At 60.3% G+C, this 19767-nt stretch carries 23 protein-coding genes; 1 reads left to right on the top strand and 22 read right to left on the bottom strand.

The genetic code is table 11. The annotated features are described in order from the left end of the window. The first annotated feature begins 25 nt into the window (after positions 1-25). Positions 26-1501, top strand: coding sequence for a DEAD/DEAH box helicase (locus KX928_RS09040; RefSeq protein WP_219501253.1), 1476 nt, complete (start codon positions 26-28; stop codon positions 1499-1501). A gap of 6 nt (positions 1502-1507) precedes the next feature. Here KX928_RS09040 and KX928_RS09035 read toward each other — a convergent pair whose 3' ends face one another. The 22 genes from KX928_RS09035 to KX928_RS08930 form a co-directional block, all read right to left on the bottom strand. Further along, entirely contained in the window at positions 1508-3175 is a 1668-nt protein-coding gene (locus KX928_RS09035) for a ribonuclease J (RefSeq protein WP_219501250.1), read from the bottom strand. A 4-nt stretch (positions 3176-3179) separates the two neighbouring features. Further along, entirely contained in the window at positions 3180-3953 is a 774-nt protein-coding gene (locus KX928_RS09030) for a type III pantothenate kinase (RefSeq protein WP_219501247.1), read from the bottom strand. A gap of 12 nt (positions 3954-3965) precedes the next feature. After that, the gene (locus KX928_RS09025; protein WP_219501244.1) at positions 3966-4724 is read right to left on the bottom strand and encodes a biotin--[acetyl-CoA-carboxylase] ligase; all 759 of its coding nucleotides are present in this window, start codon (positions 4722-4724) and stop codon (positions 3966-3968) included. Positions 4725-4787: 63 nt separating this feature from the next. After that, complete coding sequence (gene nuoN, locus KX928_RS09020; protein WP_219501242.1) at positions 4788-6233, bottom strand: NADH-quinone oxidoreductase subunit NuoN; 1446 nt, start codon at positions 6231-6233, stop codon at positions 4788-4790. A 12-nt stretch (positions 6234-6245) separates the two neighbouring features. Beyond that, positions 6246-7787, bottom strand: coding sequence for an NADH-quinone oxidoreductase subunit M (locus KX928_RS09015; RefSeq protein ID WP_219501240.1), 1542 nt, complete (start codon positions 7785-7787; stop codon positions 6246-6248). Then, the gene (nuoL, locus tag KX928_RS09010) at positions 7787-9913 is read right to left on the bottom strand and encodes an NADH-quinone oxidoreductase subunit L (RefSeq protein WP_219501238.1); all 2127 of its coding nucleotides are present in this window, start codon (positions 9911-9913) and stop codon (positions 7787-7789) included. Before nuoL ends, KX928_RS09015 begins: the two co-directional genes overlap by 1 nt. Before the next feature lie 4 nt (positions 9914-9917). Continuing rightward, the gene (gene nuoK / locus KX928_RS09005) at positions 9918-10223 is read right to left on the bottom strand and encodes an NADH-quinone oxidoreductase subunit NuoK (protein ID WP_011569388.1); all 306 of its coding nucleotides are present in this window, start codon (positions 10221-10223) and stop codon (positions 9918-9920) included. Further along, complete coding sequence (locus KX928_RS09000; RefSeq protein ID WP_219501235.1) at positions 10220-10489, bottom strand: hypothetical protein; 270 nt, start codon at positions 10487-10489, stop codon at positions 10220-10222. The genes nuoK and KX928_RS09000 overlap by 4 nt, the downstream gene beginning before the upstream one ends. A 1-nt stretch (position 10490) precedes the next feature. Next, positions 10491-11093: an NADH-quinone oxidoreductase subunit J gene (locus KX928_RS08995; RefSeq protein ID WP_219501232.1), complete on the bottom strand. Its 603-nt coding sequence runs from the start codon at positions 11091-11093 to the stop codon at positions 10491-10493. After that, the gene (locus KX928_RS08990; protein WP_219501229.1) at positions 11090-11509 is read right to left on the bottom strand and encodes a carboxymuconolactone decarboxylase family protein; all 420 of its coding nucleotides are present in this window, start codon (positions 11507-11509) and stop codon (positions 11090-11092) included. Before KX928_RS08990 ends, KX928_RS08995 begins: the two co-directional genes overlap by 4 nt. Beyond that, positions 11506-11889, bottom strand: coding sequence for a carboxymuconolactone decarboxylase family protein (locus tag KX928_RS08985; protein ID WP_219501226.1), 384 nt, complete (start codon positions 11887-11889; stop codon positions 11506-11508). The genes KX928_RS08990 and KX928_RS08985 overlap by 4 nt, the downstream gene beginning before the upstream one ends. Then, positions 11886-12380, bottom strand: coding sequence for an NADH-quinone oxidoreductase subunit NuoI (nuoI, locus tag KX928_RS08980; RefSeq protein ID WP_219501222.1), 495 nt, complete (start codon positions 12378-12380; stop codon positions 11886-11888). The genes KX928_RS08985 and nuoI overlap by 4 nt, the downstream gene beginning before the upstream one ends. Position 12381: 1 nt before the next feature. After that, positions 12382-12585 (bottom strand): hypothetical protein, encoded by a 204-nt coding sequence (locus KX928_RS08975; protein ID WP_219501220.1) that lies wholly within the window; start codon positions 12583-12585, stop codon positions 12382-12384. Beyond that, complete coding sequence (gene nuoH / locus KX928_RS08970; protein WP_219501218.1) at positions 12582-13619, bottom strand: NADH-quinone oxidoreductase subunit NuoH; 1038 nt, start codon at positions 13617-13619, stop codon at positions 12582-12584. The genes KX928_RS08975 and nuoH overlap by 4 nt, the downstream gene beginning before the upstream one ends. 6 nt (positions 13620-13625) lie before the next feature. Next, positions 13626-14009, bottom strand: a complete 384-nt coding sequence (locus KX928_RS08965; protein WP_219501216.1) for a YNQ4 family lipoprotein — start codon at positions 14007-14009, stop codon at positions 13626-13628. After that, positions 14006-16021 carry an NADH-quinone oxidoreductase subunit NuoG gene (gene nuoG, locus KX928_RS08960; RefSeq protein ID WP_219501214.1) on the bottom strand — a complete coding sequence of 672 codons (2016 nt, stop codon included), beginning with the start codon at positions 16019-16021 and terminating at the stop codon, positions 14006-14008. Before nuoG ends, KX928_RS08965 begins: the two co-directional genes overlap by 4 nt. Before the next feature lie 66 nt (positions 16022-16087). Further along, positions 16088-16495 (bottom strand): DUF5333 domain-containing protein, encoded by a 408-nt coding sequence (locus tag KX928_RS08955; protein ID WP_219501212.1) that lies wholly within the window; start codon positions 16493-16495, stop codon positions 16088-16090. Positions 16496-16614: 119 nt separating this feature from the next. Further along, a complete protein-coding gene (locus KX928_RS08950) occupies positions 16615-16938 on the bottom strand; it encodes a hypothetical protein (RefSeq protein ID WP_219501209.1) in 324 nt (107 codons plus the stop codon). A 5-nt stretch (positions 16939-16943) separates the two neighbouring features. After that, positions 16944-17438 carry a DUF3291 domain-containing protein gene (locus tag KX928_RS08945; RefSeq protein WP_219501206.1) on the bottom strand — a complete coding sequence of 165 codons (495 nt, stop codon included), beginning with the start codon at positions 17436-17438 and terminating at the stop codon, positions 16944-16946. Beyond that, positions 17435-17920: a DUF3291 domain-containing protein gene (locus tag KX928_RS08940; protein WP_219501202.1), complete on the bottom strand. Its 486-nt coding sequence runs from the start codon at positions 17918-17920 to the stop codon at positions 17435-17437. The genes KX928_RS08945 and KX928_RS08940 overlap by 4 nt, the downstream gene beginning before the upstream one ends. 280 nt (positions 17921-18200) lie before the next feature. Further along, a complete protein-coding gene (gene nuoF, locus KX928_RS08935) occupies positions 18201-19496 on the bottom strand; it encodes an NADH-quinone oxidoreductase subunit NuoF (RefSeq protein WP_219501201.1) in 1296 nt (431 codons plus the stop codon). A gap of 13 nt (positions 19497-19509) precedes the next feature. Then, a complete protein-coding gene (locus KX928_RS08930) occupies positions 19510-19758 on the bottom strand; it encodes a DUF5337 domain-containing protein (RefSeq protein ID WP_219501198.1) in 249 nt (82 codons plus the stop codon). Between the last annotated feature and the right edge of the window lie 9 nt (positions 19759-19767).

The raw sequence follows: 19767 nt of genomic DNA, 5'->3' as shown, positions 1-19767 counted from the left end.
AAGTGTCCGCCAAAATCGGACATTTATGACCAAGTTTACTGATCTGAATCTGAATCCCAAAGTTTTGAAAGCCGTTGAAGAGGCGGGCTATGAAACGCCCACGCCAATTCAGGCCGGGGCGATTCCGCCCGCGCTGGAAGGTAAGGACGTGCTCGGCATCGCACAAACCGGCACCGGCAAAACCGCCAGCTTCACGCTGCCGATGATCACGCTTCTGGCGCGAGGGCGCGCCCGTGCGCGGATGCCTCGCAGTCTGGTCCTGTGCCCGACCCGGGAACTGGCGGCACAGGTGGCGGAGAATTTCGACACCTATACCAAGCACCTGAAACTGACCAAGGCACTGCTGATCGGCGGTGTGTCCTTCAAGGAACAGGACAAGCTGATCGACAAGGGTGTTGACGTCCTGATTGCGACGCCCGGACGCTTGCTGGATCACTTCGAGCGCGGCAAGCTGTTGTTGACCGGTGTTCAGATCATGGTGGTGGACGAAGCGGACCGGATGCTCGACATGGGCTTCATCCCGGATATCGAACGCATTTTCTCGCTGACACCCTTCACCCGGCAGACGCTGTTTTTCTCGGCCACGATGGCGCCGGAAATCGAGCGGATCACCAACACCTTCCTGTCTGCGCCCGAACGCGTAGAAGTCGCTCGCCAGGCGACGACAGGCGAAAACATCGCTCAGGGTGTCGTGATGTTCAAAGGGTCGCGCAAGGATCGCGAGGCCTCGGAAAAGCGCAAGGTACTGCGCCACATAATCGACGCGGAAGGCGATAAATGCACCAATGCCATCGTCTTCTGTAACCGCAAGGTTGACGTGGATATCGTGGCAAAATCGCTCAAGAAATACGGCTATGATGCCGCCCCGATCCATGGCGATCTCGATCAGAGCCAGCGTACCCGGACACTGGACGGTTTCCGTGACGGCACGCTCCGGTTCCTTGTTGCGTCAGACGTCGCGGCGCGTGGTCTGGATGTGCCTTCGGTCAGCCATGTCTTCAACTTTGACGTGCCCAGCCACGCAGAGGATTACGTGCACCGGATAGGCCGCACGGGCCGCGCTGGCCGGGATGGCAAGGCGATCATGATCTGCGTGCCCCGCGACGAGCGGAACCTCGCGGATATCGAGCGGCTGGTTCAGCGTGAAATCCCGAGACTGGACAATCCCTTGGCCGCGCAGAAGGCGTCAGCTGAGCCGGTCAAGGCGGCAGAGACAACGGAACAGGAAGACAAGCCCAAGCGCAGCCGGTCGCGCAGTCGCAAGAATGACGAGGCCCCCCAACCCGAGAAGCCGCCGGTAACCGAAGCCGCCAACGATGCGGGCGACGCGCCGGTGCAGGACAAAAAGGCGCCGTCGGAAGAACCCAAACGCAGCAGTCGCAGCCGCTCTTCCAGCCGTGGCAAAGCAGGCGGTGATCGCGGTGGCAACAAGGTCGTGGGCCTGGGCGATCACACGCCTGAGTTCATCGGGTTGAGCTTCAAAGAGCGCAGCACCGGGTAAGCCAGCTCAGCTGAGCCGGCTTACAACGATCGTAACTTCCGGCTTGCGCCCGATTTCATCCAGAGATGTGTTGCGCACCGTGCGTTTGATACCCTCGTGCAGCTTGTCATCGTCGCGCAGGGTTTTCGCCCCTGCCCGCGCAAGCCATTGCGCCAGATCGGCCTCCAGCACATCGACAAGCGCCGCCTTGCTTGTGCCGGTTTCCGGCACCCCCTTGAGTTCACACCAGGGTTCACCCAGCGGCTCGTCTTCGTCATCCAGAATGACCGTGACCACCACATGGCCGTTCAGCGCCATGCGGATACGGTCCCGCACGACCCCGTCCATCGCACTGATCTGCACCGAGCCATCCAGATAAGTGCGCCCGGTGTCTATGTATTCGGCAATGGTCGGCTGATTGCCCGACAGATCCACCATCATGCCGTTCACAGCCAGAACACCGGTCATACCATTACGATTGGCAATCTTGACGTGTTCGCGCAGATGCCGGTGTTCGCCATGCATCGGGATCAGCACCTGCGGTTTCACGATGGCGGTCAGGCGTTCCAGATCGGGCCCGTTCGCGTGGCCGGAAACATGGTACAGCCCATTACTGTCATCCACCACGTCCACACCCTGTTCGGAAAAGGCGTTCATGATGCGGATCACACCTTTTTCGTTGCCCGGAATGGTTTTGGAGGAAAACAGGAACAGATCGCCTTCCTTCATCTCCATTCCCTGGTACTTGCCGCGGGACAGTTGCGCTGAGGCGGCACGGCGCTCTCCCTGACTGCCGGTGACCAGCAACATCAGGTTTTCGCGCGGGATCGACTTGGCATCTTCGGGCGGGACGATCCGCGGAAAATCGGTCAGCACGCCGGTTTCAACGGCCGCCTCGATCATCCGCTTCATGGCCCGTCCCATCAGTACGATGGATCGCCCCGCCCGCTCCCCCGCCTCGGCAAGTGTCTTCACCCGCGCGACATTGGAGGCAAAGGTGGTGGCCACGACCATGCCTTTTGCTTTCTCAACCAGCTTGGTGATCTCCGGACCAAGGCTCGCCTCGGACCGCCCGGGGCTGGGTGAAAATACATTTGTGCTGTCACAGATCAGCGCTTTCACGCCATCCTTGCTGACTTCCGCCCATACCTCCGGGTCGAATGGTTCGCCCACGAGCGGGGTTTCATCCAGTTTGAAATCGCCGGAATGGATGACACGGCCTTCCGGTGTGTCGATGATCAGCGACGAGCTTTCGGGGATGGAATGAGACACCGGCAGGAAACCGACGGCGAACGGACCGGCCTGAACCACTTCAGGCCACGCGGATACGGTGGTGATCGCCTCTTCGGGGTGGCCATGTTCCTCCATCTTGCGCCGCGCGATGTTCGAGGTGAAGGCGCGCGCATAAATCGGGGCCTTGAGCTGGTCATAGGTATGGGCGATGGCACCGACATGATCCTCATGCGCATGGGTGATGAACACCGCCTCGATCCGGTCGCGCCGCTCAACCAGCCACGCGATATCGGGCATGATCACATCCACGCCGGGGCTTGTTTCCATATCCGGGAAGGCGATGCCGAGGTCCACCACGATCAGGCGTTCCTTGCCCGGCCGGCCATAGCCGTACACATAGGCGTTCATGCCTATTTCGCCCGCCCCTCCAAGAGGCAGGTAAATCAGTCTGTCAGTGCTCATGAGGTTAAGCGTTGTCCTTGTTAAACTTGTGAATCACGGTCAGCCCGTGAATTGTCAGATCATCCTCGAAGGCGTCGAAAAGCGCCTCGGATTGCTGGAAAAGCGGGGCCAGCCCCCCCGTTGATATCACGCGCATCTCGCGTTCGCGTTCTGCCTTGATCCGGGCACATATCTCACGCACGAGCCCGACATAACCCCAAAAAACGCCGGACTGCATGCAGGTCACCGTATTTGTGCCGATCACCGCCTGCGGCTTGGAAATGTCGACATGCGGCAGGGCCGCCGCGGCCTGATGCAGCGCCTCAAGGCTGAGGTTCACGCCCGGCGCGATCACCCCGCCGATATAGGCGCCGTCGCTGTCCACGACATCGAAGGTGGTGGCGGTGCCGAAATCCACCATGATCAGGTCACCGCCATAAAGATCATGACCGGCCACCGTGTTTACCAACCGGTCCGGTCCGACCGCCGTGCCTTGATCGACCCTTACGTCGACGGGCAGCAGACAATCGGGCTTGCCGACAACCAGCGGGCGTGTGTTGAAATACCTGTCCGCAAGAACCCGCAGGTTGAACACCACCCGCGGCACCGTCGAAGAGATGATCATATCGGTGATCTGTGCCTCGATCCCCTGCAGGCGCATCAGCGTGCTCAGCCAGACGAAATACTGGTCCGCGGTACGCTGCCATTCGGTCGACGTACGCCACGAGGCGAGAAACTGTTCCCCGTCCCAGATCGCAAAGACCGTGTTCGTGTTCCCGCAGTCAATTGCCAGTAGCATGGCCACCCTCCCTCATGAGGTTTGGAAAAAGACGTCAGCCGCCGCAATCGACCGCACGCCACGCGATGTCCTCAGCATCAGGTTACCATCGCCGTCGATGTCCTCAAACGTGCCCGAGATGTCTTCGCGGCCCGTTCGCGCAATGACCGGTTGCCCAAGGCGCGCGGCATGCGCGAGCCACGCGGTTCTGATCGGCGCAAAACCAAAGGTGACAAACTGGCTCTCAAGCGCCGCATAATGATGTGCGAGAACGGTCAGGAACGCCTCGGCTGCAACCTTGCACCCGGCTTCGCCCATCAGCGACACCGGCCTTACCGCACCGGGCTCCACGTCTTCCGCGCCGGGTGCGTGCACAAGATTGACCCCCACACCAATCGCCAGCGGCCCCATCTTGCCGCCCTGGCCTGCGCTCTCCAACAGGATACCGGCAACCTTGCCGCTTCTGAGCAGGACATCGTTCGGCCATTTCAAAGTGAAGTCATCCGGGTTTCCGGTCACCTCGACGAAGGACCGATAAAGCGCCAGCGACATCACGAAGGACCGCAGCGCGGCGACCCCGGGTGTCTCTTCGGGGTGCAACAGCAAGGTCGCGGCAAAATTGCCGTCGTACATGGACCAGGGGCGCCCGCGCCTGCCACGCGCCGCGGTCTGAGCATGGGCAAAAACCCAGAACGCACCGGGTGTACCGGGGGCCATGCGCGCCGCTTCGTCAAGGGTTGAGCCGACGCTGTCCAGTACGAAACGGCCGTATCCCTCGGGCCAGCGTGTCATGGTTGCCTCGGGCGCGAGTTACCTGTGCCGAACGGCGGGCAGGACATGGTCACGACGCAGCGATCAGTTCACCAGTGTCGCCGCTGCCGCCGCTGCGGCAGATTCCACGCCAAACATGTTTGCGATGCCCAACACCATGACCGCCGCGGATGCCATCAGGAAGCCCCACAGCACCGTGTTTGAGCCGCCGCCATCCAGACCTTCCTGGCTTTCGTCGCCGAAATACATGTAAAAGACGATCCGCAGATAATAGTAGGCACCGATCACAGAGGCGATCACACCGGCCACGGCCAGCCACGCAAGGCCCGCCTCATATGCCGCGCGCAGGACGTAGAATTTGCCGAAGAAGCCCAGCATCGGCGGCACACCTGCAAGGCTGAAAAGCAGAACCAGCATCGCCAGCGCCTTGCCCGGTTCGCGCTTGGAGTACATGTTCAGAGCCGCGATATCGGTGACTGGCTGACCGTCCTTTTCCATCATCAGGATAAAGGCGAAGGTACCGACGTTCATGGTCACGTAAATCGCCATGTAGATCAGCATCGCCTGCACACCCAGCACCGTGCCTGCCGCCAGCCCCATCAGCGCATATCCCATATGGGCAATCGAGGAAAACGCCATCAGGCGCTTGATATTGCTCTGACCGATGGCCGCAACCGCCCCGAGGAACATCGAGAGCACCGAGAGCAGCGCCACGATCTGGCTCCAGTCGCTGACCGCATTGCCAAAGGCATCATGCAGCACGCGGGCGAAAAGACCCATCGCGGCGACCTTCGGGGCCGTTGCAAAGAAGGCGGTGACCGGGGTGGGCGAGCCTTCATAGACATCCGGCGTCCACATGTGGAACGGCACGGCGGAAACCTTGAAGGCCATCCCCGAAATCAGGAAGACGAGCCCGAAGAGCAGACCCAGAGACACGTCACCATGCTGAGCGGTTTCAATGATGCCGGAGAAGAGCGTGGTGCCCGCGTAGCCGTAAACCAGCGACGCGCCATAGAGCAGCAGCCCGGATGAGAGCGCGCCGAGTACGAAATACTTCAACCCGGCCTCGGTGGATTTCACAGAGTCCCGCCGCAGCGACGCCACGACATAGAGCGCCAGCGATTGCAGTTCCAACCCCATATAGAGCGCCATCAGGTCACCCGCGGATACCATGACCATCATGCCAACTGCACTCAGGGCCACCAGCAAGGGGTACTCGAACCGCAGCAGATCGCGCGATTTCATATAGGCCTCGGACATGATCAGAACGGCGGCGGCTGACAGCAGGATTGTCACCTTGGCAAAGCGCGCAAACCCGTCCAGCACCAGCATGCCGTTGAAGGCGGTGGTTGTCCCTTCACCGGTCGTGGCGATCCAGACACCAAGCGCTGCCATAACGGCCGCGGTCATCCACACCAGCGTCGACGCCAGACCGTCCTTTGTGGTGTAGACCGCCACCAGCAACATGCCCATGGCATAAATCGCCAACAGGATTTCCGGCAGCACAAGTGTCAAATCAGCGGATACCATGATGTCCGTCCTTTAATTCGAAGCCAGCTGCGACGCGGCTTCCGCCGCCGCCAAAGCCGTGTCATAGTTGCCAACCAGCGCCGCGACGGCGGGTCCGGTAATATCGAGCACCAGCGCGGGATAGACGCCAAGCAGGATCGTCATCACCACCAGCGGCGCAAATATCCAGCGTTCCCGGGGTGTCATGTCAGAGATCGAGCGCAGGCTTTCCTTAATCAGATCGCCCATCACCACCCGACGGTAGAGCCAGAGCGCGTATGCGGCAGAGAAGATCACCCCGGTGGTGGCCACGGCAGCGACCCAGGTATTGACCTGGAAGATCGCCATCAGTGTCAGGAATTCCCCGACAAATCCGGACGTCCCCGGCAGACCCACGTTCGCCATCGTGAAGAGCATGAAGATCAGCGCATAAGCCGGCATCCGGTTCACCAGACCGCCATAGGCGTCGATGTCGCGGGTGTGCATCCGGTCATAGATCACGCCGACGCACAGGAAGAGCGCGCCGGAGATAAACCCGTGGCTGACCATCTGGAAGATCGCGCCATCGACACCCTGCTGGTTCGCGGCGAAAATGCCCATGGTCACGAAACCCATGTGCGCGACTGATGAATAGGCGATCAGCTTTTTCATGTCTTCCTGCACGAGCGCCACCAGCGAGGTATACACGATGGCGATGGCCGACATCCACAACACCAGCGGCGTCATCACTTCCGAGCCCACGGGGAACATCGGCAGTGAGAAGCGCAGGAACCCGTAGCCACCCATCTTCAACAGGATCGCGGCCAGAACCACTGACCCCGCAGTGGGCGCCTGCACGTGCGCATCCGGCAACCAGGTGTGCACCGGCCACATCGGCATCTTGACCGCGAAGCTGGCGAAGAACGCAAGAAACAGCAGCGTCTGAAGACCGCCCACAACGGTGACGCCCGCAATCGAGAAAGTCTCGAAGGCGAACTGGTGGTTCAGCAGCACCTCGATATCCGTGGTGCCCGCGTCCGCGAACATGCCCACCATCGCCACCAGCATCAGGACAGAGCCGAGGAAAGTGTAGAGGAAGAACTTGAAGCTGGCGTAGATGCGGTTCGCCCCGCCCCAGATGCCGATGATCAGGAACATCGGGATCAGGCCGGCCTCAAAGAAGAGATAGAAGAGCACCAGATCGAGCGCCATGAAGACGCCCAGCATCAGCGTTTCCAGCATCAGGAAGGCGATCATGTATTCCTTGACGCGCTCGGTCACGTTCCAGGAGGCCGCGATCACCAGCGGCATCATGAAGGTGGTCAGCATCACGAAAAGCACGGAAATGCCATCGACGCCCATCTTGTATTGAAGCCCCAGAAGCCATGGCGCCTGTTCGACAAACTGGAAGCCGGTGTCATTGGGGTCGAATTCCGCGAGGATGAAGAGCGACACAAGGAAGGTCATCGACGTGGCGGCCATCGCCAACCACTTGGCGTTGCGGTTCGCCGAGGCATCGTCACCACGCAGGAAGACCGCGAGAATAAGCGCCGCCAGCGCCGGAATGAAGGTCACAATGGACAGAAGGTTATCCATCAGTTTGCTCCTCCGCTCATCGTCATCCACGTGACCAGCACCGCGATGCCGATCACCATGGCAAAGGCATAGGTGAAGATGTACCCCGATTGCGCGCGGCCCGCGAGCCGGGTGAAAAACGGAATGATCCCCATGGCCACGCCGTTCAGGCCGCCGTCAATCACATCGCCATCGCCGCGTTTCCACAGGAAACTCCCGATCCATTTGGCGGGCCCGACGAAGATCACGTCATAGAGCTCGTCAAAGTACCACTTGTTCTTGAGAAAGAGGTACAAAGGGCGCTGGTTCTCGGCCAGACGACCGGGCAGAGACGGGTTCTTGATGTAGAACCAATAGGCGGTCAGGAAGCCCAAAAGCATGGCCGCAAAGGGTGATGTCTTCACCCAATAGGGCACCTTGTGCGCGTCATCCAGCAGCGTGTTGTCCGGCGCGATATAGAGCGCGCCCTGCCCCGGCTGACCGGCAAAGGCGTAGTGGTGCTCGCCCTCCTTGCCCTTGGTCTCGCCGTGATCATCCTCTGGTTTGGCCTCACCGTGATCATCGCTGGCGCCCTCGTCGCCATGCGCAGCTTCTTCGGCATAGGGCACGCCGTAAAAGGCGGCGACCTTATCGGTGTGACCAAAGAAGGACCCGTACCACACCATGCCCGCAAAGATCGCCCCCAGCGCCAGTACACCCAGCGGGACAATCATCGTCATCGGGCTTTCATGCGCGTGGTCATGCGTGTGCTTGTCGCCGCGCGGCGTGCCATAGAAGGTCAGGAACATCAGCCGCCAGCTGTAGAAGCTGGTGAAAAGGGCCGCAATAACCAGCGCCCAGAAGCCATACATCGACCCTGCTGCAAAAGCGCTCTCGACAATCGCGTCCTTGGACTGGAACCCGGCAAAGCCGATGGGGATCTCGCCCAGGGTCAGGATCCACACAGGGATGCCCACGCCGGTGATGGCCAGCGTGCCGATCATCATTGCCCAGAAAGTATAGGGGATTTTCTTGCGCAGCCCGCCATAGTTCATCATGTCCTGCTCGTGGTGCATCGCGTGGATAACGGAACCTGCACCCAGAAACAGCATCGCCTTGAAAAAGGCGTGGGTGAAAAGATGGAACATCGCCGCCGAATACATGCCCACGCCGGCGGCCACGAACATGTAGCCGAGCTGAGAGCAGGTCGAATAGGCGATCACCCGTTTGATGTCGGTCTGCACCAGCCCCACGGTGGCCGCAAAGAAGGCGGTCGTGGCCCCGATTACCGTGACGAAGGTTGCCGCTTCGGGCGCAAATTCCATGATTGGCGACATGCGGCAGACAAGGAACACACCAGCCGTCACCATTGTCGCCGCATGGATCAGCGCCGATACCGGCGTCGGGCCTTCCATTGCATCCGGCAGCCAGGTGTGCAGCAGCAACTGCGCCGACTTGCCCATGGCGCCGATAAAGAGCAGGACCGCCACGAGGTTGGCCGCATTCCATTCACCCCAGAGGAATGTCAGCTGTGTCTCTGCCAGATCGGGGGCGGCGGCAAACACATCGTCGAACCGGATGCTGTCGGTCAGGAAGAACAGTGCAAAGATGCCAAGCGCAAAGCCGAAATCGCCCACGCGGTTGACCACAAAAGCCTTGATCGCGGCGGCATTGGCGGAGGGCTTGCGGTAATAGAACCCAATCAGCAGGTAGGAGGCGACGCCGACGCCCTCCCAGCCAAAGAACATCTGCACGAGGTTGTCGGCGGTCACCAGCATCAGCATCGCGAAGGTGAAGAAGCTCAGGTAGGCAAAGAACCGCGGCTTGTAGACCTCACCCTCGCGCCACTGCGGGTCGTTGTCCATGTAGCCAAAGGAATAGAGATGCACGAGGCTGGAGACGGTGGTGATCACAATCAGCATGATCGCGGTTAAACGGTCGAGCCGGATTGCCCAATCGGTGCTGAGCGTGCCGCTTTCGATCCAGCGCAGGATCTGGATCTGCTCGGTCACCCCGTCGAAGGTCAGGAAAACAAGCCAACTCAGGATCGCGGAGACAAAGAGCAGCGAGGTGGCGATCCACATCGCCGCGGTTTCGCCAAACAGACGCCAGCCGAACCCGCAAAGAAGCGCGCCCACGAGCGGGGCAAAGAGGATAATGGTTTCCATGTGCTCAGCCCTTCATCACGTTGACGTCTTCCACGGCGATTGTGCCGCGGTTGCGGAAGAAACAGACCAGAATGGCCAGACCAATCGCCGCCTCTGCCGCGGCCACGGTCAGCACGAAGAGCGTGAAGACCTGCCCCACCAGATCATCGAGAAAGCTGGAAAAGGCCACCAGATTGATGTTCACCGCCAAGAGCATCAGCTCGATGCTCATCAGCAGGATGATGATGTTCTTGCGGTTGAGAAACAGCCCGAAGATGCCAATGACAAAGAGCGTCGCCGCCACTGTCAGGTAATGTTCCAGTCCGATCATCCCAACTCTCTTTCCTTGTCGTAGGTCTTCAGCAATTCACCAGCAATATCAGCTTCGCTAACCAGCCACGCCCATCGATCATATTTAGCGGAGTCCTCTGCAGGCTCCGGATAATATTTTCCGATCAGATCTTGCCCAACGTATTCCCCCTGCAAGTGAGCGTGGCTGAAGAACCTATAAAGCCTTTCCTTATCCAGATAGTGGGGCTGGTTCCAATTCACGTTGCTTGTGAAGCTGGCCCAGAGATCCTCTAAATCCTTTTTCATGTCACAGCCCCTGCCCCGGTTTCACGTCCTTGAGTTCCATTGCAACGGCCGGATCGCGCATCATTTGCGCAACAACATCCTGCCGCTTTACATCCGAGCGGTGGCGCAGGGTCAGCACGATCGCCCCGATCATCGCCACCAACAGGATCAGGCCCGCCAGTTGGAAGAGCAGGAAATACTGATCATAAAGGATCAGTCCCAAGGCCTCGGTGTTGTGCCGATCCTCCGGGGTCACATTCGCGCGGAAGCCTTCCGCCGCCGCGTTGCTTTCCCAGGCACCGAAAGCCATGACGAACTGCATCAGGATCACCAATCCGATCAGCAAAGCCAACGGCATGTATTTCGCCATCTCCGCCTTGAGTTCAGCGAAATCCACGTCCAGCATCATCACCACAAAAAGAAACAGCACGGCCACAGCGCCGACGTAGACGATAATCAGCAGCATCGCCACGAACTCCGCGCCCAGCAGCACAAAAAGCCCCGCCGAGGACAAAAACGCGAGGATCAGCCAGAGCACGGAATGCACCGGGTTGCGGCTGATCACCGTGAAAAGCCCACCCGCGATCACGCTGATGGCAAAGAGATAAAAGGCAAAAACCGTCATTCCTTGTCCTTCTCTTGGTCCAACACCTGCTGCGCCAGTTCCAGCGCGCGGGTCATGGCGGGCAGGCCTGCGAACATCGACATCTGCCCGATCGTCTCGACGATATGCTGTTCGGTCGCTTCCGCCTCCAGCGCATGGCGCACCGCCTGACGAAAGGCCACGTCGTTCTGCGCGCCCTGCATGGTCAACCCGGCAAGGGTCAGCAACATCCGGGTGCGCGCATCCAGCCCGCCTTCGTTCAGCGCATTGCCGAACATCATTTCCATCATTTCCTTGGGCATCGTGCCCATCATTTTCTCAAACCCCTTGGGCGTGAACGCTTCCATCGCGGGGAAGTTTTTCGCCATCTCCTGCGCCTGCTCCATCATCGCGGCAAAAGGGTTTGCGCCTTCAAACGGGTTTTTCGGATCGCTCATGCGCTCTCCTCCTCAAAGACTTCAAGGGCGGCATTGAGCGCGTTGATCATCGCGGGGAACCCACCGTAAAGCGCCATCTGATTGATCACCTCGGCCACTTCGCGCTGCGTGGCGCCCGAGCGCAGCGCATTGCGGATGTGCACCTTGAGCTGCGGCGCGGTCTGTCCGCCCAAAGCGGTCAGCGCCGCCACGGTGGTCAGGTAGCGGGTTTTGTCGTCGAGCCCATCACGCGTGTAGTAATGACCGAAAGCCACCTCCATCATCGTGGTCGAGAACCCCGGCAGGATCGCGTCGTAACGGGCCGCCAGCGCCGCCTCGATCCCTGGGTTCGTGGCCTCCGCCATCGCCTTGCCGCGTCGATATGCGTCAGAGGTGGTCATCGGTAGGGCGCATCCAGTTCCAGATTGCGGGCAATCTCGGCTTCCCAGCGCTCGCCGTTGGCCAGCAGTTTCTCCTTGTCGTAGTAAAGCTCTTCGCGCGTTTCGGTGGAGAATTCGAAGTTCGGCCCCTCGACAATTGCATCCACCGGGCAGGCCTCCTGACAGAAGCCGCAGTAGATGCATTTGGTCATGTCGATGTCATAGCGCGTCGTACGGCGGCTGCCATCCTCGCGCGGCTCTGCATCAATGGTGATGGCCTGCGCCGGGCAGATCGCCTCGCACAGCTTGCAGGCGATGCAGCGTTCCTCGCCGTTGGGATAGCGGCGCAGCGCATGTTCGCCGCGAAACCGCGGGGAAAGCGGCCCCTTTTCATGCGGGTAGTTCAGCGTCGCCTTGGGCGCGAAGAAGTATTTCAGACCCAGTTTCATCCCGGTCCAGAAGTCCTGCAACAGGAAGTATTTCGCCGCGCGGGTATAGTCGATCTGTGTCATCTCAATCCTTTCCCACGGGTTTGCCACCGTGCAACGCAGCCCAGTCATGCAGGGCCATGACAATTCCATCCTCATCGACGTCCGCGCACGTGCCGGTCTCCGGGTCGAGGCTCTGAATCTCGAACTTCGACGTCAGAAACGCCGCAAGATCGACCAGTTGGCGGTGCGAGGCCTTCGACAGGGCATCAGCGAGGTCTTCGTTCATCCACCCATCCCCCAGCGTGCATAGGCGCCCCAGAACCAGTCGAATTTTGCGGCGAAGGCCACAAAGACAACCCAGGCGAGGCTGAAGGGCAGGAAGACCTTCCAGCCCAGGCGCATCAGCTGGTCGTAGCGGTAGCGCGGGGTGATCGCCTTGACCATGGCGAAGAGGAAGAAGAAGAAGGCCATCTTCGCCACCATCCAGAGCACCCCATCAGGCAGGCCGGGAATGGGCGAGAGCCAGCCACCAAAGAACAGCAACGAGGTCAGCGCGCACATCAGGAAGATGGCGATGTATTCGCCAGCCATAAAAAGCAGGAAGGGGGTGGAGGAATATTCCACCTGATAGCCCGCCACCAGTTCGGATTCCGCCTCCGGAAGGTCAAAAGGCGGGCGGTTGGTTTCCGCAAGACAGGAGATGAAGAACAAAAACACCATCGGGAAATGCGGCAGCCAGTACCAGCTGAAAAAGCCGTAATCGCCGTCCTGCGCCTGCACGATCCCGCCGAAATTCATCGACCCGGTCGAAATGATCACGCCGATGATGATCAGCCCCAGCGACACTTCGTAGGAAATCATCTGCGCCGCGGACCGCAGCGACCCGAGGAACGGATACTTGGAGTTTGACGCCCAGCCACCCATGATCACGCCGTAGACCTCAAGCGAGGAGACGGCGAAAACAAAGAGGATGGCCACGTTGATATCGCTGAGCACCCAAGTCTCGTTGAAGGGGATCACGGCCCAGGCGATCATCGCCAGCACGAAGGAGGTCAGCGGGGCGAGCATGAATACGGTCTTGTCGGCCCCCGCCGGCACCACCACCTCTTTGACGATGTATTTCAGCGCATCGGCCACCGTCTGCAGCAGCCCGAAGGTGCCCACCACGTTCGGTCCGCGCCGCATCTGCACCGCGGCCCAGATCTTGCGGTCACCGTAAACGAGGAACAACAGCGAGATCATCACGAAGGCCACAACCGCAAGCACCTGCGCCAGGATCAGGACGGCAATGCCGCCGGGAGTGGTAAAGAAGTCAGCCATAGGTCCTCACACCGTCGGTATTCCAGTTTCCTTACAGGCGGCAACGGTGACTTCGGCGTCAATCGTTGCAAGCCCGTCAGGCAGGGTTGGCGAGATGGTGTAAACAGCATCTGCGGCCCACACGCCACCCTCTTCCGTCACATTTGTACGCAAATGTCGCGCAAATCCGTATCCACGGATCAGCGCGTATTGCGCAGCGGCACATTCGGCATAGCGTTGCACGTTGGCAGCTTCGCGCGCCTTTGTCATGGCCACGTTGAATTGCACCAGATCCCCGTCCAGCAGTTTTGTCTCCACCCCGAGGTATTCGGGGATGAAATCCTCGGCCACAGGCACCGGCGGCGCGCAGGCGGCGAGCGCCAGAGGGGAGATCAGCGCAATACGCTTCATTCTGCGGCCATCGCCTCCTGTTTGCGCGCTTTCGCATTTGCCGATAGTTCAGCCATCAGTTGGCTGGCGCGCGCAATCGGATTGGTCAGGTAGAAATCTGCAATGGCCTGCTTGAACGCGCCACCCGACATGTCCCCCTGCGGTAATGGGCTAAGCGTTTGTTCCGCAACCACGTCAATCTTGCCAAGATGGGGCACCTCGTCGATCAGCATGTGGCGCAGCTGTGCAATGCTGTCGTAGGGTAGTTGCGCGCCCAGTTCGGCGGACAGCGCCCGCAGGATCGACCAGTTTTCCTTGGCCTGCCCCGGTGCGAACCCGGCGCGCAGGGCAAGCTGCGGACGTCCTTCCGTGTTAACGAAAAGACCCGGTTCCTCAGTATAGGCTGCGCCCGGTAGAATGATATCGGCGCGGTGTGCACCCCGGTCACCATGGCTGCCCTGGTAGATCACGAACGGTCCGGCCTCGATCTCGATCTCATCCGCGCCGAGATTATAGATCACCTCCGCCTTGGACACGACGGCCATGCCGCCATCGTTGGTAGCGCCCACATCCAGCGCGCCAACACGTGCCGCAGCGGTGTGCAGCACCATGAAGGAAGAGTTGGTCGCCTCCGCCAGTGCCATGGCCGCGGCAAGCACTGCGTCGCCATCGTCGCGTTGCAGCGCGGCCTGACCCACGACGACAACCGAAGGCTTATCCGCCACGTCTGTATGATCGCGCCCCAGAAGCTCGGTAAGCGTGTCGGGTCCGGTGCCCAGATGCTTGTATTCATAAGTTAAATCGACTGCTTCACCGATCACCCCCACGCTCGCGCCCTTGGTCCACGCCTTGCGGATGCGCGCGTTCAGCACCGGCGCCTCGATGGCGGGGTTCGAGCCAATCAGCATGATCGCCTTCGCAGTGTCGAGCTCTTCGATGGTGGCCGTTCCGACATAGGCCGAGCGGTTCCGAGCCGGAAGGCGCGCACCGTCGGTGCGGCACTCCACGACACCGCCGCGCCCTTCGATCATCTGCTTCAGCGCAAAGATCGCCTCGACCGGCGCAAGATCTCCGACAATCCCGGCAACGTCCTTGCCTTCCATCGCCTTGGCGGCAGCGGAGAGGGCTTCGGGCCATGTCGCCGGTCGCAGCTTGCCGTTCTCGCGAACATAGGGCTGATCGAGGCGTTGACGCCGCAGCCCGTCCCACACGAAACGGGTCTTGTCCGAAATCCATTCCTCGTTCACACCATCGTGGTTGCGCGGCAAAAACCGCATCACTTCGCGGCCCTTGGTGTCTACGCGGATGTTGGACCCCAAAGCATCCATGACGTCGATGGATTCCGTTTTTGTCAGCTCCCACGGCCGCGCCGTAAATGCGTAAGGCTTTGAAACCAAAGCACCAACGGGGCAGAGATCGATGATGTTGCCCTGCAGGTTGCTGTCGAGCGTCTGACCCAGATAGGAGGTGATTTCCGCATCCTCACCGCGTCCGGTCTGGCCCATCTGGTGTATGCCCGCCACTTCCGTGGTGAAGCGCACACAGCGGGTGCAGGAGATGCAGCGGGTCATATGCGTCTCGACGAGGGGACCGAGATCAAGGTCTTCGGTCGCGCGTTTGGGTTCACGATACCGGCTGAAATCAACGCCATATGCCATCGCCTGATCCTGCAGGTCGCACTCGCCGCCCTGGTCGCAGATCGGGCAGTCAAGCGGGTGGTTGATCAGCAGAAATTCCATCACGCCTTCGCGGGCCTTCTTGACCATGGGCGAGTTGGTTTTCACAACGGGCGGCTGACCCTCGGGACCGGGCCGCAGATCCCTCACCTGCATCGCACAGCTTGCCGCCGGTTTCGGGGGGCCGCCGACCACTTCAACCAGACACATCCGGCAATTGCCGGCGATGGTCAGACGCTCGTGATAACAAAAACGCGGAATTTCGATGCCCGCCACTTCGCAGGCCTGGATCAGCGTCATCGCGCCATCCACTTCGATTTCCTGACCATCAATAATGACTTTGCGTAAGTCGCTCATATCATTTGCCTTTGTTCATCATCGCGCACTCCGCGCATACGTATTCTCAGCACGCGGCGCCGCGCGTCACTGCTTTTCCCGCAGCAGCACGCCGACCGTACTGTTACGCGATATCTCTGCCTTGCCCAACGCGCAGTAACCCGCCTCGTCCGTCGTCAGATCACGCTCGGCCATGTAGGCGGCCGCCCGGGCGCGCAAACGATCTTTCTCGGCGTCCGAATCCACATGCGCATCGATTTCCTTCTTGGTGTACCCCAGCGCCATAGCCTGACTGTTCAAGTCCTGCAACGCGCCCACCGCGCGGAAGATACGCGCCGAGATCACAGGACAGTTTTTGCGGATCTGATCCGCCAGCCCGATGGCAAAGAGCCCGTCATCAATGGATTTCACCTCGCGCAAGGGCGGGTTCGCCGCCGCGGCACCGGTCACCAGTAACGCCACCACGGTCGACAGTGTCAGAAGTCTTTTGCTCATATCCAGTCTCCCAAAGAGGGCGGAATGCCCCATCTGCCTGTGGATATGGGAAGCGGGATCCGTGCTATTCAATAGCAAGCCCGCGATGGCGGCTGTCGCCCGATATGAGGCGGCGCGGATCACAGCGGGCAGGCCCCCTCCAACGTCAGTGTATCATCAGATATTGGCAGTGTCTCGTCCGGGTCATCCGGCCCCACAACCCATTGAATGGCAGAGCTTCCGTATTCATTCACGCAATAGACCGTGGCCTCGTAGCGCGCCGCTTCCTTTGCCCCGAGCAGCGAGGCCGATACCGGGCGCGCGGTCACCTGAAACTTGTGGCGTTCATCCAGATCGCTCAGGCGGGTGCGGTAGAAATGCCCGTCAAACCGGATCTCATCGGCATCACTGCTGCATCCAGCGATGATACCCGCGGCCAAGATCAAACAGATGTAATTCTTCATACCACTCACTCCGCCGCCAAAGGCGCGCATCTGCCCGCCCGCCACTGGCTTGCTTCCTTCAGATGCGACCAGCCAAAAGCCTGATCACTGTCGCCAAGGGCTTTGAGATGCTCCAGCCGGTCCAGCGCTTCTGAAAGCGTCGGCTGATGCCCCTCAGGCACCCACCACATGACGAAATGCATCTTTCCCAACACCTCGAACCACTCTGCCCGACGTTCATAAAACTGTTTGTGCAGCGTGCCCCAGACAAATGTTTCCAACTGCTCGACCGTTTCCCAGACCGTGAGATTGGCGACATGCTGCGGGTCATCCCCGATAGCGTTTTCCGTGTTTCCCGTACCGGGTTCACCGGACCCCTCCATCATCCACACGAATCCCGGCATCCGTTTGCCAAGGCCGTTGATGCGGTCGAGGTTGGTCATGAACTCCGCCACGCGCGGGTCGTCTGTTGGCGCAACAAGGCGGCCCACGTTGAGTTCGGCAAGGTGATATCCACTCATGCCGCAACCCCGCATTGTTTTTGTTTCCACAGCTCCGCGTCCGTCAGGTAAGACCAGCCGAATGCCTGTTGCGTGTCGCCATGCTGCTCCAGATGGCGGAACCGTGCCATGGCCTCGGCGATCGACGGTCTATGGCTTTCTGGCACCCACCACATCACCAGCCGCAGTGTCTCCACCGCGCCGTACCATTCTTCCTTGCGGTCATAGAACTGCTTGTGCACCGTGTTCCAGACAAAATTTTCCAGGCTCGTGACGTCCTCCCAGACAGACAGGGTCGAGGCCGTGCGCGGGTTCCCCCCGAGCGGACCGTCCGGGTCAGCCTGCGCCGCTTCCATCGCCTCGCCGTCCATCATCCAGACAAAGCCGGGACTGCGTTGCGCGATCCCATTCACAAGATCCAGCCCGTTCAGGAAATCCGCCACGCGGGGATCGTCCCAATCGTATTGGAGCGTGCCGATGTTGAATTCGGCGAGATGCATCATTTGCACCTCACCACAGAAGCGCAAACGCCGGACATCTTAGAGCAGTCGGCAGGCCACCGCGGGTTACGGAGACAAAAAGACACATGCCGCTCCGACGAACGCCAACACCACAACAAACCCAAGCCGAGAGGCCCGGGAACGCCGGCGTGGGCAAGTTGTTCTGATCTGTCCATCCTGTTCATAGCAATGCTCGTCCAGCCCGTTATCTAGCTTCGCCCATGTCTGGCATGCCCCGCAAAACTGTGGCGTCGACAGACGTTGAACCAAAAAAACCAAGCATTCACTCCGCCGCCAACGCTGATACGCGCCCGGTCCGCTTATGCTTGATGCGGTCCTCTATCTCGTCGCGGAAATGACGGATCAGACCCTGAATGGGCCAGGCCGCAGCATCTCCCAAGGCACAGATCGTGTGGCCCTCGACCTGCTTGGTCACATCGAGCAGCATGTCGATCTCTTCGGGTTCCGCCTCGCCGGTGACCAGACGATCCATCACCCGCATCATCCAGCCGGTGCCTTCGCGGCAAGGCGTGCATTGTCCGCAGCTTTCGTGCTTGTAGAACTTCGACAGCCGCCAGATCGCCTTGATCACATCCGTGGAATTATCCATCACGATCACCGCCGCCGTGCCGAGGCCCGACCGCTGTTCGCGCAGGTAGTCGAAATCCATGATGGCGTCTTTCATGTCCTTGCCGGGGATCATCGGTACCGAGGACCCGCCAGGAATAACCGCCTTGAGATTGTCCCAGCCGCCGCGAATGCCGCCGCAGTGGGTCTCGATCAGCTCCTCGAAGGTGATCGACATCGCCTCTTCGACCACGCAGGGGTTGTTCACATGACCACTGATCGCAAAGAGTTTTGTCCCGGCGTTGTTCGCGCGACCAAATCCCGCGAACCACTCCGGCCCGCGGCGCAGGATCGTCGGCACTACGGCAATGGATTCCACGTTGTTCACCGTGGTCGGGCAGCCGTAGAGCCCCGCGCCCGCTGGAAACGGCGGCTTCATGCGCGGCATGCCCTTCTTGCCCTCAAGGCTTTCCAGCAACGCTGTTTCTTCGCCGCAGATATAGGCCCCAGCCCCGTGGTGCAGGTAGAGATCGAAATCCCAGCCCGATCCGCAGGCATTCTTGCCGATCAGCCCCGCGTCATAGGCCTCGTCAATCGCGGCCTGCAGCGCTTCTTTCTCGCGGATGTATTCGCCGCGGATGTAGATGTAGCAGGCATGCGCGTTCATCGCGAATGACGCGATCAGGCAACCCTCAACCAGCGTATGCGGATCATGGCGCATGATCTCGCGGTCCTTGCAGGTACCCGGTTCGGATTCGTCGGCGTTGACCACCAGGTACGCAGGCCGCCCATCGCTCTCCTTGGGCATGAAGGACCATTTCAGACCCGTCGGGAAGCCGGCGCCGCCCCGGCCCCGCAGACCGGAAGCCTTCATCTGGTCCACGATCCAATCGCGGCCCTTCTTGATGATCTCCGCCGTTCCATCCCAATGGCCCCGGTCTTGCGCGCCTTTCAGCGTGCGGTCATGCATGCCGTAGATATTGGTAAAGATGCGATCCTTGTCCTGAAGCATGACGCTTCCCCTTTTACTCGTTGCCGCGCGCGCCCTTGCGCGCGCGCCGTATCTGTAAAGACACCACCAAGGCCCAGAAAAGCCCCGCAAGTGCTGCAAAATCGAACAGGAATGCATAGCGCCCCGGCATCCCGAGCTTTGGCCCCAGCCAGAGCGCCAGCAGCCAGAGCACCATCGTTCCGACAATCACGAGGCTGACCAGCCGACCCTTTGCGGCAAGGGCAGCTTCCTGTGTCCGGGGGTCTTGATGTTGCGCACTCATTGCGGTTTC

The organism is Roseobacter insulae, assembly GCF_019375555.1.
Lineage (GTDB): Bacteria > Pseudomonadota > Alphaproteobacteria > Rhodobacterales > Rhodobacteraceae > Roseobacter > Roseobacter insulae.
The sequence above is the reverse complement of the archived record's forward strand: the minus strand, read 5'-3'. Positions and strand labels throughout refer to the sequence as shown.

Excerpts from the sequence above, each read along its gene's own strand:
- nuoK (WP_011569388.1), bottom strand. The coding sequence starts at position 10,223 with ATGATCGGACTGGAACATTACCTGACAGTGGCGGCGACGCTCTTTGTC.
- nuoN (WP_219501242.1), bottom strand. The coding sequence starts at position 6,233 with ATGGTATCCGCTGATTTGACACTTGTGCTGCCGGAAATCCTGTTGGCG.
- nuoF (WP_219501201.1), bottom strand. The coding sequence starts at position 19,496 with ATGCTTCAGGACAAGGATCGCATCTTTACCAATATCTACGGCATGCAT.
- KX928_RS08945 (WP_219501206.1), bottom strand. The coding sequence starts at position 17,438 with ATGAGTGGATATCACCTTGCCGAACTCAACGTGGGCCGCCTTGTTGCG.
- nuoL (WP_219501238.1), bottom strand. The coding sequence starts at position 9,913 with ATGGAAACCATTATCCTCTTTGCCCCGCTCGTGGGCGCGCTTCTTTGC.
- KX928_RS08985 (WP_219501226.1), bottom strand. The coding sequence starts at position 11,889 with ATGACCACCTCTGACGCATATCGACGCGGCAAGGCGATGGCGGAGGCC.
- nuoI (WP_219501222.1), bottom strand. The coding sequence starts at position 12,380 with ATGACACAGATCGACTATACCCGCGCGGCGAAATACTTCCTGTTGCAG.
- KX928_RS08930 (WP_219501198.1), bottom strand. The coding sequence starts at position 19,758 with ATGAGTGCGCAACATCAAGACCCCCGGACACAGGAAGCTGCCCTTGCC.
- KX928_RS09040 (WP_219501253.1), top strand. The coding sequence starts at position 26 with ATGACCAAGTTTACTGATCTGAATCTGAATCCCAAAGTTTTGAAAGCC.
- KX928_RS09015 (WP_219501240.1), bottom strand. The coding sequence starts at position 7,787 with ATGGATAACCTTCTGTCCATTGTGACCTTCATTCCGGCGCTGGCGGCG.
- KX928_RS08940 (WP_219501202.1), bottom strand. The coding sequence starts at position 17,920 with ATGATGCATCTCGCCGAATTCAACATCGGCACGCTCCAATACGATTGG.
- KX928_RS09025 (WP_219501244.1), bottom strand. The coding sequence starts at position 4,724 with ATGACACGCTGGCCCGAGGGATACGGCCGTTTCGTACTGGACAGCGTC.
- nuoG (WP_219501214.1), bottom strand. The coding sequence starts at position 16,021 with ATGAGCGACTTACGCAAAGTCATTATTGATGGTCAGGAAATCGAAGTG.
- KX928_RS08965 (WP_219501216.1), bottom strand. The coding sequence starts at position 14,009 with ATGAAGCGTATTGCGCTGATCTCCCCTCTGGCGCTCGCCGCCTGCGCG.
- KX928_RS08995 (WP_219501232.1), bottom strand. The coding sequence starts at position 11,093 with ATGACGGTTTTTGCCTTTTATCTCTTTGCCATCAGCGTGATCGCGGGT.
- KX928_RS09030 (WP_219501247.1), bottom strand. The coding sequence starts at position 3,953 with ATGCTACTGGCAATTGACTGCGGGAACACGAACACGGTCTTTGCGATC.
- KX928_RS08975 (WP_219501220.1), bottom strand. The coding sequence starts at position 12,585 with ATGAACGAAGACCTCGCTGATGCCCTGTCGAAGGCCTCGCACCGCCAA.
- KX928_RS08955 (WP_219501212.1), bottom strand. The coding sequence starts at position 16,495 with ATGAGCAAAAGACTTCTGACACTGTCGACCGTGGTGGCGTTACTGGTG.
- nuoH (WP_219501218.1), bottom strand. The coding sequence starts at position 13,619 with ATGGCTGACTTCTTTACCACTCCCGGCGGCATTGCCGTCCTGATCCTG.
- KX928_RS08950 (WP_219501209.1), bottom strand. The coding sequence starts at position 16,938 with ATGAAGAATTACATCTGTTTGATCTTGGCCGCGGGTATCATCGCTGGA.
- KX928_RS08990 (WP_219501229.1), bottom strand. The coding sequence starts at position 11,509 with ATGAGCGATCCGAAAAACCCGTTTGAAGGCGCAAACCCTTTTGCCGCG.
- KX928_RS09000 (WP_219501235.1), bottom strand. The coding sequence starts at position 10,489 with ATGAAAAAGGATTTAGAGGATCTCTGGGCCAGCTTCACAAGCAACGTG.
- KX928_RS09035 (WP_219501250.1), bottom strand. The coding sequence starts at position 3,175 with ATGAGCACTGACAGACTGATTTACCTGCCTCTTGGAGGGGCGGGCGAA.